The sequence below is a fragment of the Halogranum rubrum genome (assembly GCF_900114455.1).
GTDB classification, from domain to species: domain Archaea; phylum Halobacteriota; class Halobacteria; order Halobacteriales; family Haloferacaceae; genus Halogranum; species Halogranum rubrum.
Genome location: NZ_FOTC01000001.1, coordinates 186,721 through 202,369, shown reverse-complemented (window position 1 = coordinate 202,369; position 15,649 = coordinate 186,721). Strand labels below are relative to the sequence as shown.

Genomic DNA, 15,649 nt, shown 5'->3' with positions numbered 1-15,649 from the left:
GCGCACGACAGTCGTCAGACGCTCTCGGCGGCCGAATCGCGCGGGCGAGTCCGACAGACCCGCTGGTAGGGCGGAATCGACAGTATCAGCGCTGATTTTGCAGAACATATTGCCGCAAAACTGAGTTTATCAATCTGTCTTATTCTTTCTGAAAGAAATACATAGCAGCCGTTCTAAATTTTCTAAGCGTCTCTCGAAGCGTCATGAAAGGTGTGGTTTCCCTGTATTTAGGCTGAAAGAAGGCGAATCACCACTAACGTTCCTCCGTTTATATGTTCCATACGCTGCTTAGGAAGAATCGAGGAAACACCCAATGAGCGCAACAGCACACCCCTCCACCGACCGCCCGTCCACCGAGTCCAAAGAAGAGCGCCTGAAGCAGTTCCTCTTGCAGAAGGCCCAGGACGGCGAACTCTACTTCAAGAGCAAGTTCATCGCCGACGAAGTGGACCTGTCCCCGAAAGAGATCGGCGCGCTGATGGTCAAACTCCGCGACTCCGCGACCGAACTCACCGTCGAGAAGTGGTCGTACACGAGCGCGACGACGTGGCGTATCGAGTCCGCCGAGATGGCGTAAGGGAACGAGCGCGTAGAGAGACGACATCGGTCCCCGCTCGCTCACCAGTCGTCGCCGGTTCTCGATTCCCTCGGCGGCATCTCCCCGATGGTCACTCCAGCCATCGGACGGTCCCCATTTTCTTCGAACCCGCCGAGAGTGAGAAACGGAGACGAGAGGCAGTTCTGAACTCAACGATACTGTCACGGCCTTTATACAGACGCGACGCGTACCGCTCGAACAATGGATTCGGTCGACCCGTCGGACGGCGCGCCGCCGACGGACGCGCTATCCGCCGTGTTTCACCTCTACGAGGTCCGCCGTGATGGTGACCGGTTGCTCTACTACGGCGACGCACTCGTCCCCGAGCGGATGCTCCTCCGTGAGGTCTGGCCCGCGTTCCGCGAGGCGGGCTACGAGGTGCAGGTCGCTCGCACGAACGGTCCCCAAGACGTGCTCGTCGCTCGACCGCTCGACAATAGCGTGGACACCGTGCCGTGGAAGAACCTCTTACTCCTCCTCCTGACGGTCTGTTCGACGCTGTTCGTCGGCGCGAACGCGTGGTACTACGTCCCCGTGGACACGATTGTGGCGAACCCGTTCAGTGTCCTGCAGGCGTGGCCCTTCACCGCCGCCGTCCTCGGCGTCTTGCTGGTCCACGAACTCGGCCACTACGTCATGGCCCGCTACCACGGTGTCGACGTCTCGTTACCCTACGTCATTCCCTTCATCTTCCCGTTCGGAACGATGGGAGCAATCATCCGGATGCGCGGACAGATGCCGGGGCGAAAGGCGCTGTTCGACATCGGTGTCGCCGGGCCGTTGGCGGGGCTGGCGGCCACCATCGTCGTCACGATAATCGGCCTCTCGCTCGACCCGATGCCGATTCCCGACTACATACTGTCGAGCGGTGGCGAAGTCATCATCTTCAACAACCCGCCGCTGCTCGACATCATCGCACGACTCATCGACCAACCCGTCGCCTACGGCTCTGGCGCCTCGCCCTCGACCGACGTACCGCTCAACCCGCTCGGTGCGGCCATCATCGACCTCATCGGCGAACCGGCGGTCAGTTCACAGACCGGTGTGACCGTTCACCCCGTCATCATCGGCGGGTGGGTCGGGATGTTCTTCACCGTCCTCAACCTGCTCCCCGTCGGCCAACTCGACGGCGGCCACATGCTCCGAGCGATGATCGGCGAGCGCCAAGAGACGGTGGCGGCGCTAGTGCCGTTCGCCCTCTTCGGCCTCTCGGCGTACCTCTACTACGGTCGTGGCTTGAGTATCAACGAGTCCGTCGGCTTGTGGGCGTTCTGGGGGCTGTTCTCGACGTTCATCGCCTTCAACGGCCCGGCCAACCCTATCGACGAGGCGGGACTCGACCGGCGGCGACTGGCCGTCGGCGTGTTCACGTTCTTCCTCGGCCTGCTGTGCTTCATGCTCGTGCCGATTCAGTTACTGACCATCTGAATCGGAGCAAGCCGGAGCCGTCGGGGCCGTAATCTGTCCCGTCTCCACCGCCCTGAAGACGTACTCGGCGGCGACGCCGGCACTCGCGAACCCGAGGCCGATGACAAGCAGTCCAACGGGAAACCGAATCGACGGGTCGATGTCGAGCGGTTGGACACCGCTGAGCGCCGCGAAGGTGACGAGACCACCGAGGACGCCGGACCACCGGTTGCCGCTCCGCCACAGGTCCCACCGGTTGGCGAACGCCCACGCGCCGACGCCGTAGGTGACGGCGAAGACGACGGCGAATCCGAGACCGGTCGGAAACGAGAGGGCGAGTGCACCGGCGAGGGTAGTGGCGATGAAACCGGCGAGGCGGGGTGTGCTGGCGTCGGACATGGCTCGCCGAGAGAGTCGGAGCGGAAACGTAAGTGCGTTGTCTAGTCTTAGCCGTCGGGTCGGCCCCTCCGGTCTACTCGCCGCCGTGCGTGAAGCCTCGGTCGGAGAGCGGTTCGCCGTCGGCGACGACGCCGGAACCGGACTCGGTGACCGTCCCGACCTGCGTCACGTCGACGTCGATGGCCGGTCGAATCGTCTCTAACTCGGCTTCGGGGAGCGTGAACACGAGTTCGAAGTCCTCGCCGAAGTGGAGGGCACACTCCCGCCGGTCGGCCTCGTCGCGAGCGACGTCGTCGACGCTGGGGTCGACCGGAACCTCGTCGAATGCGACGTCGAACCCGCAGTCGCTTGCCTCGGCGAGTTGATGGAGCGAACGAGCGAGGCCGTCGCTGGAGTCCATCATGGCCGTCGCGTGGTCACGGAGCGCTTCGCCGGCAGCGACGCGCGGAGTGAACCGAAAGAGGTCGTTGGCGCGTTCGACGTCGCCGCTCTCGAAGAAGCGGAGGGCGGCGGCGCTTCGACCGAGGGTACCGGTCACGCAGACGGCGTCGCCCGGACTCGCACCAGTTCGGCGCACGGGGTCGTCGGTGTCGCCGATAGCCGTCGTGGCGACGGTGAACTCCTGGTGTCCGTCTAAGTCGCCGCCGACGTACTCGGCACCGACGGCTTCACAGACATCGCGTGCGCCGTTGACGAACGCCAGCAAATCCGACTCGTCGAATTCGGGGGCGGCGTAGACAGCGACGGCGGCCGTCGCCGTCGCTCCCATGGCGGCGACGTCCGAGAGCGACGCGCCGACCGCACGCCACCCGGCGGTGTAGCGGGTCGTCCCGTCGGGGAAGTCCGTCGTCTCGTGGAGCATGTCGGTCGTGATGACCGTGTCGCCGACGACGGCGGCGTCGTCGCCGGCGCCCGAGAGGTCCGCAGCGAGCATCTGCAACGCCGTGCGCTCGTCCATGCGTGGGACAGTCTCTCCGTCTCCCTAAAGCCTCCGAGAGACTCGCAACAGACAGAGGACGTCTTCCTCACACCGCGAGTCACGAAATCACCTGTCGACAAGCGCGCGAATTATTTGAGGTTGGTGCGCTCTCCGAGCCAAAATCCAAACGACAGCATAGCCATTCCAACTGCCGCTACAACCCAAAATCCGACCTCTGTAAACAGAGTGAGAGAGAACTCATCAGGGGCGATGATGGCTATCCAGAGAGGCATCCCGACCAGGATGCTGGCCGAGGCGACGAGAACGAATTTGAGGTACGAATCCATAGATACTGTCTCGAAACGTAGTTGATACGTGTCACTCCATCAATAATAATCGTTCCGCCAATCGTTGGCCGACGAACGCCCTCTATTCAACACGGTCTCGGTAAACTATCAGCGACCGAGAGTTTCAACAGAACCGGCCGAAGGGGCAATACGCGAGCGAGGCGTCTACGGCTAATTGAAGGCAGAGAGACGGTTTCGGTGGCTTAAAGCCGTCACTCACCGACCGTGGAGATATGGCAGGTGAGCGACTGCGGACGACCGTACTGGGGTTCGCAGTGACGCTTCTCGTCTTCGCGGCGCTGTTCTACTTCGCGGGGAGCGACCAACTGGTCGCACAGTTGGAGCGAGCCGACACGCGAATCGTCCTCGTCGTCGTCGGTGTGACGCTGCTGTGGCTGGCGTCGTGGAGTCTCTCGCTCCGAACCGTCCTCGACGTGCTCGGTGTCGACATCTCGCCGGTGAAGTCGTTCTTGGTCTTCTCGGGGGCGATGTTCTCGAACAACATCACCCCGTTCGGACAGGCGGGCGGCGAACCGGTGACGGCGCTTCTCATCTCGCGGACGGCCGACGCCGAGTACGAGACGGGTCTCGCCGCTATCGCGAGCGTCGACACGCTCAACTTCGTCCCCTCCATCACCATCGCGCTGTTCGGCGCGGGCTACTTCGTCACGGAGACGACGCTCGTCCAGACGAACTCGCGAATCGAGATGGCCGTCGTCGCCATCGCTGCACTCGCCGTCGCCGTTCCGGGGCTGCTCTATCTCGGGTGGCAGAAGCGCTACGAACTCGAACACCGAGTCATCCAGCGAATCACGCCGACGATTCAGTGGCTCGCCCGAGTGCTCCCACGGCTGTCGGTACCGACCGCCGAGAGCATCGAACAACGGGTGAGTCGCTTCTTCGAGGCCATCGAGCGTGTGGCGACGAACCAGCGCGGACTGGCGCTGGCACTCGGTCTGTCCGCACTCGGCTGGTTCTTCCAGATGGTCGGGCTCTGGCTGGCGTTTCAAGCCATCGGCGTCCCCATCAAACTCTCGTTGGCGATGTTCGTCGTTCCCATCGGGGCGATTGCCGGTGTGACGCCGCTCCCCGGTGGGGCTGGCGGCATCGAGTGGGTGTTGGCGACACTGTTGGCTGCCGCGACGGGACCGGTCATCGGGTTCGCGACGGCGACGGCGGCGGTCATCGTCTATCGCGGGTCGGTCTACTGGGTCCCGACGCTCATCGGCGGCGCCGTGATGGGCGTTCTCAGCGTCCGCGGACAGGGCTAATACGATGGGTTTTTACAGCGATACCATGAAATGCAGGACATGGTAACCCTCTACGACGTTCCGGCGGACGAGCTCATCGAGGAGCTCGCCGACCGACTCGAGGACCGAATCGAGGCACCCGAATGGTCGCAGTTCACGAAGACGGGCTCCGCCAAAGAGCTCCCGCCGCAGGACGACGACTTCTGGTTCGTCCGCGCCGGCAGTCTGCTCCGTAAGGTCGCGACGAAAGGCCCAATCGGTCTGGAGACGCTCGCCGTCGAGTACGGCAGCAAGAAGCGTGGCTCGAACCGCTACCGCGTCGCCAAGGCCAAGACCTCGACCGGTGCGAAGAAGATCAACCGCGTCATCCTGCAGCAGCTCGAAGAGGAAGGCCTCGTCGAGACGGCACAGGGTGAGGGTCGACGCATCACCGCCGACGGTCGCAGCTTCCTCGACGACGCCGCCAACGACGTCTTCGAACGACTCGACCGCCCCGAACTCGAACGCTACGCGTAGAGTTTTTCGCTCGGATTCGTTTTCTTCGACCTACTTCGGCCAGCGACGGCTCTCACGTCCGTAATCGTTTTCCTGCCGAAGCAGAAACCACTACGTATGAGTGGGAACTCCGACGACGAACGAATCGAAGAGCTTCGACAGAAGAAGATGCAGGAACTCCAGGACCAAGCCGAACAGCAACAGGGTGGCGGTGAGGCCGAAGAGGCCGCGCGTCAACAGCAGGAGGCGCAGAAGGACGCTCTGCTCCGGAAGTTCCTGACCGACGGCGCGCGCCAGCGACTCAACGCCGTCCAGATGTCGAAACCCGACTTCGCCGAACAGGTCGAGAGACAGGTCGTCGCACTCGCCCAGAGCGGCCGGATTCAGGGTCAGATCGACGAAGACCAGATGAAGAGCATCCTGCAGGAACTCAAACCCGACTCGAAGAGCTTCAACATCCGTCGCCGGTGATGGAGCTCGCGCTCCTCTACAGCGGTGGGAAGGACTCCTCGCTCGCAGCACTGTTGCTTGACTCGTTCTACGACGTCCGACTCGTCACTGCGCACTTCGGAATCACCGACGATTGGGAACACGCAGAACGTGCCGCAGAGACGCTCGGATTTCCGTTCGAGACGGTCGAACTCGACCGCGACGTCGCCGAGTCGGCCGCCGCGGAGATGTACGACGACGGCTATCCGCGCAACGGGATTCAAGCCGTTCACGAACACGCACTGGAGGCCGTCGCGGCGTGGGACGTCGACGCAATCGCCGACGGTACTCGCCGTGACGACCGGGTTCCGACCATCTCTCGTGCACAGGCACAGAGCCTCGAAGACCGCCACGACGTCGACTACCTCGCACCGCTCTCGGGGTTCGGTCGCCACGCCGTCGACCGAGTCGTCGAGACGGCACTCGACGTGCAGACGGGACCGAGCGAGGAGATTCCGCGCGCCGACTACGAGGGCGAACTCCGCGTCCTCCTGACCGAGGAGTTCGGCTCTGCGGCCGTCGGCGACGTGTTCCCGCCACACACGCAGACGTACGTACGAGGCCGACAGTAACTCGTCGGCTTCGACCGCTGTCCGCAGGCGGCAGTGAATCGCCGCCTCCGGCCGTTCTCGACCGACAGACGAACTCGACGAACTCTCACCAACGCTCACGAACCGCCACGAGACGCGTTCACGGAGTTCACTGGCCCCGAAAGTCGAACCGCTCTTAGGGCGGCGAATCACACGCTCACGTGTGGACCCCGGAATCCTCTACTCGCTGGTCGCCGCGCTCCTGTGGGGCCTCCAAATCGTCGCTTTGAAACGGTACTTCGACGGCTACTCGGCGCTTGCGCTGCCCGTCCTCATCAACGGGTTCGCCGCACTCGTCTTCACGCCGTTCGCCGTCGCGACGACGTCGCCCGGGGAACTCCCGTCGGCGTCGACCTTTACGCCCATTGCTATCGGCGCGATTCTCCTCACCGTCGTCGCCATCGGTGCGGCGTTCATCACCTTCTTGCAAGCGCTGGAGATTGGCGAAGTCTCCTACGTCGCCCCCATCAACAAACTCGCCCCGGTGTTCGTCCTCCCCATCGAGATAACGCTCCTCGGTGCGCATCTCGGTCCGTTCCAACTGTTGGGTGTCGGCGCCGCGACGCTCGCCGTCTACGTCGCCAACTACGAACCCGGCGAACTCGTCGAACCCATCAAACGGGCCGCGTACTCGAAACCCGCGCAGTTAGCGCTCTTGAGCGCCGCGGGATGGGGCGTCGGCGACGTGGGTAAGCGAGTCGCGTTGCAAGAGCTCTCGCTGCCGCCACAGCTTTGGGTTCCGCTCTTGGAGGTCAGTGTCGCGCTCGTTTTGCTTCCAGTGGCGTACCGGTCACTTCCGTCCATGGACCGACTCCGCGGTGACCTCCGGAAGTTCCTCGCACTCGGCGCACTCGTCGCCACCGCAGAGTACGTGACGTCGCTCGCGTTCGGACTCATCCCGGCCAGCATCGCCTCGCCGGTCATCAACACGCAGGCCGTCGTCGCCGTCGTCCTCGGCGGCCTCCTCCTCGGCGAAGAGAATCTCGGTATCCGACTCGTCGCCGCACTGCTCGCCGTGGTCGGCGTGGGTCTCATCGCGCTGTGAGCCGCGGTACGGGCACCATACCGAGAGACGGCGTCGCCGTCGCTTGCGAGTGAGACAGCCGTAGACACCGACCGAGAAAGGGCAGGCTTGAAGCGCACCGTCGTCCAAGCCCCGTCCATGTACGACCGACTCAAGGGATTCCGCGACTTCTACCCCGAGGAGATGGGGTCGCGTCGACAGGTCTTTGACGCGATGGAGGATACGGCCGCCCGCTACGGCTTCCGCGAGATTGCGACGCCGACACTCGAACGAACGCAGATGTACGTCGACAAGTCGGGCGAGGAAATCGTCGACGAACTGTACGCCTTCGAAGACAAGGGTGGTCGTGAGGTCACGCTCACACCCGAACTGACGCCGACGGTCGCCCGGATGTTCGTCGCCAAACAGCAGGAGCTGTCGAAGCCCGTCAAGTGGGTCTCGACTCGGCCGTTCTGGCGCTACGAGCAGGTCCAGCAGGGTCGGTTCCGCGAGTTCTACCAGACCAACGTCGACATCTTCGGCTCCAGTGAACCCGAGGCCGACGCCGAGATTCTCGCGTTCGCCGCCGACACGCTTCGTGGACTCGGCATGACCGCCGACGACTTCGAGTTCCGCGTCAGTCACCGCGACATCCTCTCCGGCTTGCTCGACGCCTTCGACGCCGACGTCGACACCCGCAACGCCATCCGCGCCGTCGACAAACGGGCGAAGATAGACGAGATGGAGTACATCGGTCTGCTCGAAGACGCCGGTCTCAGTGACTTGCAGGCCCAGCAGTTCGACGACCTCATCACGACGGGCGACCTCGACGCCATCGCCGACTTCGGCGACGAAGACTTGACCGCTGCTGTCGACAACCTCCGAAACGTCCTGAGCGCGGCCGAGGACTTCGGCGCGGGCGACGTCTGTACGCTCTCGCTGACGACGGCCCGCGGACTGGACTACTACACCGGTGTCGTCTTCGAGTGCTTCGACACGACCGGCGAAGTCTCCCGCGCCGTCTTCGGGGGCGGACGCTACGACGACCTCATCGAGGACTTCGGTGGCCAACCGACGCCGGCCGTCGGTGTCGCCCTGGGTGACGCGACGCTTCAACTCCTTCTCCAGCGCGCGGACGCGTGGCCCGACGAAGCACTTCAGACCGACTACTACGTGCTCACGGTCGGTGACACCCGAGAGACAGCCGCCCGCGTCGCTCGCGACCTCCGCGAGCGCGGCAACGTCGTCGAGACTGACGTCTCGGGGCGGAGTTTCGGCGCACAGATGGGTTACGCCGACAGCGTCAACGCCGAGACGGTTGTCATCGTCGGTGAGCAGGACCTCGAGAACGACGAAGTGACCGTCAAAGACATGGTGAGCGGCGAGCAGACCACCGCTCCGGTCGACGCGTTCCCCGGCGAGTTCGACGCGCCGACGTACGACGACTTCGCCGAATAAGAGACCCTCTTCTCACGCCGTGGGAATCGTCGGTGGCGCTTAACGGGCTTCGAACCGTCTGTCCACTCGAAGTGAGAACGATGTACGACAACATCCTCGTGCCGACGGACGGAAGCGACACCGCCGCGAAGGCGGTCGAACACGCTATCGACCTCGCCGAGCAGTACGGCGCGACACTCCACGTACTGTCGGTCGTCGACCCGACACGGTTCAGTACGGTCGGTGTCGACCCGAGTAGCGTCTTGAGCGCCGTAGAGAAGGGTTCGCGCGAGGCCGTCGACCGAGTCGAAGCCGACGCCGAAGCCGCCGGTCTCCGCGTCGAGACGACCGTGGTCCGCGGCCGCCCCGCGGAGACGATTACGACGTACGCGACCGACAACGACATCGACCTCGTCGTCATGGGGACGCACGGCCGCACGGGACTCGACCACTTCCTCCTCGGAAGTGTGACCGAGCGCGTCGTCCGAACCGCCTCGGTCCCCGTCTTGACCGTCCGCCTCGACGACGAGTGAGCGGCGAGCGGGCGTTTATCTCGTTTTCCGGCGTACAGAGCGTATGGACACGCAGTACGAGCGAGTGCTGATTCCCACCGACGGTAGCCCCGAAGCGGCGGCAGCGCTCGCCCACGCAGTCGAACTCGCCTCACGGTACGACGCGACGCTCCACGCGGTTGCAGTCGTCGACGTGAGTCACTTCAAAGGAATCGACGCCGACACCAGTGTCATCGTCGACGGGTTCGAAGCGGACGCACGGAAGGCGGTGTCTCGCGCCGTCGACGCGGGCGAGACAGTGGGCGTTCCGGTGGAGACGACCATCGTCCGCGGACACGTCGCAGAGACGATTCTGGACTTCGTCGACGACCACGATATCGACGTCGTCGTCGTCGGCACACGCGGACACCACGGTCTGGAACGGTTCCTCCTCGGGAGCGTCGCCGAGCGACTCGTCCGTCACGCCTCCGTTCCCGTGTTGACCGTTCGGTCCGACGAGTAGCGTCCGGACGTGAGGCGAGGGCGAGGAGACATGAATGGGTCTCCGTCGAGCGAAAGCGGTTAATCGACGCGACGAACATCTCTCGGCATGCGCGCGTTCCGTGTCGCCTACGACGGGCGACCGTACTTCGGGTTCCAGCGGCAGCCATCGGTCTCGACCGTCGAAGACACCCTGTTCGATGCGCTGCGTCGCCTCGACGTTCTCGACGAGGACGCCCACAGACCGACGGGATACGCCGCCGCCGGACGAACGGACGCAGGCGTCTCAGCCGTCGCTCAGACAGTCGCGTTCGAGTGTCCGGAGTGGTGTACGCCGCGGGCGCTGAACAGCGAACTCCCGGGAAACGTCCGCGCGTGGGCGGCCGCCGACGTCGACGACGACTTCCACGCGACACACGATGCGATTCGGCGACAGTACACCTACCACCTCTACGCGCCGAGAGCGGGAACCGAATCGCTCGATGGACGACCGCAGGTCGACGACCAGCGCGCTCGGGAGGCGCTCGACGCACTCTCCGGGGAACACGACTTTCACAACCTCACGCTCGACGAGACGGGAACCGTCCGAGACGTGTCGGGCGAACTCGTTCGCGACGGCGACTTTCTGGAGATACACGTCGAGTCGGGAGGGTTCGCACGGGAACTCGTCCGGCGACTCGTCTCCGTGGTCCAGAGTATCGGAAGCGGTGACGCCCCACTCGACACCGTCGGGCACGTGTTGGGTCCCGAAGTACTCGAAGGCCGTGAGGGTATCCCCTCGGCCCCACCGACGCCGCTCGTCCTGACGGGTGTCGACTACCCCGGCGTCACCTTCGAGCGCGACGAGATGGCGGCCGAGTCGACGCGAGCGGTGTTCGGTGAACGCGCCGTCGACGGACACGTCCGACATCGGGTCGCCGCCGACATCTGCACGAGAACCGACGAGACGTAGCCGCGACGCTCGCACGTTGCTTCTGTGAGCGAGTGTCGGGAGAGATAGAGATTCGGGACTGTCCGTTTTCGAGCAGTTGGCAGTTCCAGAGTCACTCTGTACACCGAGTAAGTACAGGATAACGGCCACAGGAGCGCCTGAAGCGTCCGAATCCGCGTTTTGGTGAGGGGTGCGGAGTGAGGGCGTCTTCGAACCGGTACGGTCACACACGACACGACACCGTCGCAGCACAGGCTTCCCTTGCCACGAGCGGGAAATCCGGCAACCAACATCTAACTAACGAGATGAATCTCGTGGTTTTCCTCTGGAAGCAACCATGTCTAAATCCAGCGGTAAACACGATAAATCCTCCATTCGAACCGACGGTGGGACCAGTCTGAACATCTCGGGGCAGAGTTTCCTCCTCCCCTCCATACTCGCTGTCCTCGTCGTCAGCGGGATGATTGCGGTTGTCCTCGGCGGTGGCATACTCGGACCCTCACAACCGGCAGTCGCGGACTGTGTCGGTGACTGCGGGTCACAGGCCGGCCCCGACGGTGCGTCGAACGCACCCGTGGTCGTCTCGGACCCCGTCAGTAACTCCGTCCCCGACGAGAACGTGACGACAGCGACGAGTAGCGGCGACTCGTCAGACGGGAGTGACGACTCATCCGCGGAGTCGAAGAACTCGAAGAAGTCCAAGAAGTCCAAGAAAGACAGCGACGACGACGCCGACGGCGTCGACGACGCGGACGAGAAGGACGACAAGTCCGACGACAGTGACGAGAGCGACGGTTCGGACGAGAAGAGCGACGACTCGAACGACGCTGACGACAGCGACGACGGCGACGACAGTGATGGAAACTACGCCGGTGACACGAGCGGGTCGTCGCAAGACCAGAGCCAAGACCAGTCGACCGACCAGAACCAATCGCAGTCCGGCACGAACAACGACCAGGACCAGGGCCAAGAACTGGACCAGGCGCAGGGGCAGGGTCAGTACGCGAACGATAGCGCACAGGACCAGAACCAGGACAGCGACCTGACGCAGAACCAGACGCAGGACGGCGACGCGAACAACCAGACGCAGAACCAGAGCAACGACCAGTACCAGACCGAAGGCCAGACCGGCGCGGACAACGAGCAGGGTCAGAACCAGACCAACGGTCAGGACCAGAGCCAAGACCAGTCCGGCGAATCGAACGACCAGACGCAGGACCAATCGAGCGACCAGTCGCAAGAGGAACTCCAGTCCGGAAACAACAGCGCACAGGACCAAGAGCAGGTCAACGATCAAGAGCAGGATCAGTCACAGTCCGGCACGGACAACGAACAGGACCAAGACCAGACAGTCGACCAGGACCAGGGACAGAGCCAGTCCGGTAACGACAGCGCACAGGACCAAGAACAGACGGTCGACCAAGAACAGAACCAGACCCAGAGCGGCACGGGTAACGACCAAGAGCAGACGCAAGACACGACGCAGTCACAGTACCAGAACCAGACCGCAGACGACGCGAACCAGACGCAGACGCAGAACAGCAGTCAGTCGCAGGACCAATCGCAGTCCGGCGACGGCAACACGCAGAACCAGAGTCAGAACCAGAACCAATCGCAAGTGCAGGTCGGTGGCGAGAACCAGCAACAGGCACTCGCAGTCCAGCAGGTGCTCGTGCAGTCCGACGGTGACGTGACAGTCGTCCTCAACATCATCATCAACCAGTTCATGACCGGCGATACGGGTCAGGAACAAGCACAGGCAGTCCAGCAAATCGAGGTCCAGAGTGACGGCAGCATCGTCGTCGTCAGAGAAGTCGTCATCAACCAGGGCTCTCTCGAAGACTACCTCGCGTCCTTAGAATCGACCGAATCGGACGAATCGAGTGAATCGAGTGAATCGGGCGAAACGAACGAGTCGGACGAGACGCCACAGAACGAGACGGCGACACCGCAGACGACGCCAGAACCGACTACGACGCCCGAACCGACCACGACGACGACGCCCGAACCGACCACGACGACGACGCCCGAACCGACCACGACGACGACGCCCGAACCGACCACGACGTCCGAGCCAACTACGACGCCGACGCCCGAGTCGACAACCTCGGAGTCGACGACGACGCCCGAGCCAACCACGACGCCGACGCCCGAGTCGACAACCTCGGAGTCGACGACGACGCCCGAGCCAACCACGACGTCCGAACCCACGGCAACCCCACAGTCGACTACCACGCCGACGCCAGAGTAGTCGAGTAGTCGAATCGGTCACTGGATCGAGTACCACTATCAGTCACACACGTGACGAACCAAAACCGAACGAACACATTTTTGCGGCCTCTCGAACAGACGAGCAGTCTCGTCTCGGCGACAGCAGCCGTCGAGTCGGAGACACGAGTAGTATCCCAGCCAGAGAGACAGAACGACACACGTGAGTCGGACACACTGTTTCGGCTCGCGCTTGTAGTAGAGAGGAGACGAGTCGCCGTCTCGTCAGTGTCGGTCGAGTCGGCGGGATGTCTGACTGTTAGAATCGATAGGAGTCACAGTCACCGAAGAGACGAGCGTCGATCAATCTGGGGAAAAGCGGGAGGCTCGACGACGGTTCGGGAAGCGTACCCGTGGCTTCATCCACCGTTAAACGACGTTAATAGCCGTTTTCGAACCGACAACGGGGTCATACCCAAACCCGTTCCACCATGATAGATGGATGACGTTACGTGAAAGTCAACGTCCCCAACCAATGTCAGACAACAATCAATCAGCCGATTCCGACTCCGCTTCCGGACGTCGCGGGATGCGCGTCATCTCTCGACTGTTCGTCGTCGCGATCACTATGCTCGTCGTCTCGGGCAGTATCGTCGGCGCCGCCGGCGCGACTTCGGCATCGTTCGGCAACTCCCAATCACAAGTACAGGAGTTCGTCCAGTCGCTCACAGACGACCAGGACGGCATCAACAACGAGAAGACCTCCGACCAAGACATCGCGCAGATGCAAGGTCAGGCACAGGCTGGCGCTGGCAACGGCCAGGCACAGGCTCAGGAGTCCTCGCAGGCTGGCAACACCGGCCAGTACGGCGTCCGCAACGTGCAGCAGGTCGCACAGGACGTCTACCAGTACGGTACCAACCTCCAGCAGAGCCTCTTCAGCTTCCAGGGTCAAGACCAGACGGTCGACCAGGAGCGTCTCGCTGGCCAGGACGGCAAAGCGAACGACCAGACGTCGACGCAGGACGTCGACCAGACGGGTACGCAGTCGCAGCACTCCGTGCTGAGCGAGCAGTACCAAGACCAGAACGCCGAGCAGTTCAGCGAAGGCTACCAGGTCGGCTACAAGAACGACCAGCACCAGAACCAGGGCGTCGACCAGAGCGCCAGTCAGCACCAGGAATCGGCTACGAGCCTCCAGGTGCAACTGCAGGACGACAGTCAGACGCAGGCGGGCGGTCAGCTCTCCTCCGTCGACAGCCGACAGAACCAACAGCAGACCGTCGACACCCACCAAGAACAGAGCCAGTCGACGCTCGCCGGTGAGCAGTTCCAGGGCGAATCCTCCGAACAGAACCAGTTCGCCAGCCAGACGGGCGAAGACAACGCACAGCGCCAGAAGGAAAGCGCCGAGGCCGACCAGACGCAGTCGCAGACCGGTGCGTACGTCGAGCAGACTCAGGGCGCAACCTCCGACCAGGACCAGACGGCGTACCTCGAAGGCGAGGACAACACCCAGGTCCAGACCGAATCCGTCGAACAGAAGCAGGACCAGTCCCAGCACGCAGCCGGTAGCAGCCAGGACCAGAGCGCCGAAGCCGAGCAGTCCGAGTACCAGCAGCAGTTCGGCGACGACAACGACCAGAAGCAGCGCGAACAGGCAGTCCAAGAGCAGGACCAGACCCAGTCCGGTGTCCACAACGACCAGGACCAGGACGCTGACTCCAGCCAGGACGCCTACCAGAGCCAGGACGGAACGGACAGCAGCCAAGAACAGACCCAGAGCAACAAACAGAACGCAGAACAGGACCAGGACGGCCACGGCAACGACCAGAGCCAGTCCCAGGACAGCACCGAATCCGCCGAACAGATCGCCACCGGCGACGACAACTCCCAGGAGCAGTCCCAGGGTGTGACCCAGGACGCCGAGCAGAGCCAGGAGGGCGTGCACAACGACCAGAGCCAGAGCCAGGACGCCGACGCTGACGCCAGCCAGGCCGCACACGGCGACGACATCACTCAGGACCAAGAACAGGACATCGACCAAGACGCCGAACAGACCCAATCGGGCTACGGCAACGACCAGAGCCAGACGCAGGATGCCGAGGCCGAGGCACACCAGTACGCCCAGGGTGACGACGTCGACCAGAGCCAGACGCAGAACATCGAACAGTCCGCCGAGAGCGACCAAGACGGCGAGAACAACGACCAGAGCCAGTCACAGAGCGCGAGCTCGACGCAGGTTCAGGTCAGCTTTGACGGCATCGGTGGCATGGGGATGCAGGGCGCCTCCGTGACCCACGACGCCGAGACCGGTTCCTCGTCTGACGGTGCACACACCGCCGCATCGGCGATGTGCACGGACAGCCAATGCGCCGAGAGCCAGGCTTCGATGTCGGGTTCGAGCGACGACGCGAGCTTCGCCGCCGACTCCGAGACCGACTCCGGTGCGGGCGACGACGAGATGGACCAGGACGTCACCGTCACCAGCGACGACGGCAACCTCTCGACCACGGTCGAGCAGGAACAGGAACGCTAACCGATAGCGACCTCACTTCCCGCTGACCGAACCGACTTCCGACTA

The 15,649-nt window shown here is 63.4% G+C and carries 16 protein-coding genes; 13 read left to right on the top strand and 3 right to left on the bottom strand.

Features of this window, described 5'->3' with window-relative positions; genetic code table 11:
* The first annotated feature begins 313 nt into the window (after positions 1 to 313).
* Positions 314 to 577, top strand: a complete 264-nt coding sequence (locus BM083_RS01045; protein WP_009733004.1) for a DUF7123 family protein — start codon at positions 314 to 316, stop codon at positions 575 to 577.
* Between the two features lie 222 nt (positions 578 to 799).
* Positions 800 to 2,026, top strand: coding sequence for a site-2 protease family protein (locus BM083_RS01040; RefSeq protein ID WP_089864609.1), 1,227 nt, complete (start codon positions 800 to 802; stop codon positions 2,024 to 2,026).
* On the opposite strand, the gene BM083_RS01035 is transcribed toward BM083_RS01040, so the two are convergent.
* The 3 genes from BM083_RS01035 to BM083_RS01025 form a co-directional block, all read right to left on the bottom strand.
* Positions 2,012 to 2,404 (bottom strand): hypothetical protein, encoded by a 393-nt coding sequence (locus BM083_RS01035; protein ID WP_089864606.1) that lies wholly within the window; start codon positions 2,402 to 2,404, stop codon positions 2,012 to 2,014. The two genes, BM083_RS01040 and BM083_RS01035, sit on opposite strands and share 15 nt — an antisense overlap.
* Before the next feature lie 73 nt (positions 2,405 to 2,477).
* Positions 2,478 to 3,362, bottom strand: a complete 885-nt coding sequence (gene thiL / locus BM083_RS01030) for a thiamine-phosphate kinase (protein WP_089864603.1) — start codon at positions 3,360 to 3,362, stop codon at positions 2,478 to 2,480.
* A 110-nt stretch (positions 3,363 to 3,472) separates the two neighbouring features.
* A complete protein-coding gene (locus BM083_RS01025) occupies positions 3,473 to 3,670 on the bottom strand; it encodes a hypothetical protein (RefSeq protein WP_089864600.1) in 198 nt (65 codons plus the stop codon).
* 233 nt (positions 3,671 to 3,903) lie between these two features.
* On the opposite strand from BM083_RS01025, the gene BM083_RS01020 reads away from it, so the two are divergent.
* The 11 genes from BM083_RS01020 to BM083_RS00970 all read left to right on the top strand — a co-directional run bounded on the left by BM083_RS01020 (position 3,904) and on the right by BM083_RS00970 (position 15,604).
* Entirely contained in the window at positions 3,904 to 4,941 is a 1,038-nt protein-coding gene (locus BM083_RS01020) for a lysylphosphatidylglycerol synthase transmembrane domain-containing protein (RefSeq protein ID WP_089864597.1), read from the top strand.
* 39 nt (positions 4,942 to 4,980) lie between these two features.
* The gene (locus BM083_RS01015) at positions 4,981 to 5,436 is read left to right on the top strand and encodes a 30S ribosomal protein S19e (RefSeq protein WP_049894344.1); all 456 of its coding nucleotides are present in this window, start codon (positions 4,981 to 4,983) and stop codon (positions 5,434 to 5,436) included.
* Positions 5,437 to 5,532: 96 nt separating this feature from the next.
* Positions 5,533 to 5,886: a DNA-binding protein gene (locus tag BM083_RS01010; RefSeq protein ID WP_009733010.1), complete on the top strand. Its 354-nt coding sequence runs from the start codon at positions 5,533 to 5,535 to the stop codon at positions 5,884 to 5,886.
* Positions 5,886 to 6,476 (top strand): DUF7411 family protein, encoded by a 591-nt coding sequence (locus BM083_RS01005; protein ID WP_089864595.1) that lies wholly within the window; start codon positions 5,886 to 5,888, stop codon positions 6,474 to 6,476. The genes BM083_RS01010 and BM083_RS01005 overlap by 1 nt, the downstream gene beginning before the upstream one ends.
* Before the next feature lie 181 nt (positions 6,477 to 6,657).
* Positions 6,658 to 7,539: a DMT family transporter gene (locus BM083_RS01000; RefSeq protein WP_009733012.1), complete on the top strand. Its 882-nt coding sequence runs from the start codon at positions 6,658 to 6,660 to the stop codon at positions 7,537 to 7,539.
* A 117-nt stretch (positions 7,540 to 7,656) separates the two neighbouring features.
* Positions 7,657 to 8,955 carry a histidine--tRNA ligase gene (gene hisS / locus BM083_RS00995; protein WP_089864592.1) on the top strand — a complete coding sequence of 433 codons (1,299 nt, stop codon included), beginning with the start codon at positions 7,657 to 7,659 and terminating at the stop codon, positions 8,953 to 8,955.
* An 80-nt stretch (positions 8,956 to 9,035) separates the two neighbouring features.
* Positions 9,036 to 9,467 carry a universal stress protein gene (locus BM083_RS00990; RefSeq protein ID WP_009733014.1) on the top strand — a complete coding sequence of 144 codons (432 nt, stop codon included), beginning with the start codon at positions 9,036 to 9,038 and terminating at the stop codon, positions 9,465 to 9,467.
* A 43-nt stretch (positions 9,468 to 9,510) separates the two neighbouring features.
* On the top strand, positions 9,511 to 9,948 hold the full coding sequence (locus BM083_RS00985) for a universal stress protein (protein WP_089864588.1): 438 nt from the start codon (positions 9,511 to 9,513) through the stop codon (positions 9,946 to 9,948).
* An 87-nt stretch (positions 9,949 to 10,035) separates the two neighbouring features.
* A complete protein-coding gene (gene truA, locus BM083_RS00980) occupies positions 10,036 to 10,878 on the top strand; it encodes a tRNA pseudouridine(38-40) synthase TruA (RefSeq protein ID WP_089864584.1) in 843 nt (280 codons plus the stop codon).
* 316 nt (positions 10,879 to 11,194) lie between these two features.
* Entirely contained in the window at positions 11,195 to 13,108 is a 1,914-nt protein-coding gene (locus BM083_RS00975; protein WP_089864582.1) for a midas domain-containing protein, read from the top strand.
* 492 nt (positions 13,109 to 13,600) lie between these two features.
* Positions 13,601 to 15,604 (top strand): hypothetical protein, encoded by a 2,004-nt coding sequence (locus BM083_RS00970; protein WP_245756810.1) that lies wholly within the window; start codon positions 13,601 to 13,603, stop codon positions 15,602 to 15,604.
* Positions 15,605 to 15,649: the final 45 nt, after the last annotated feature.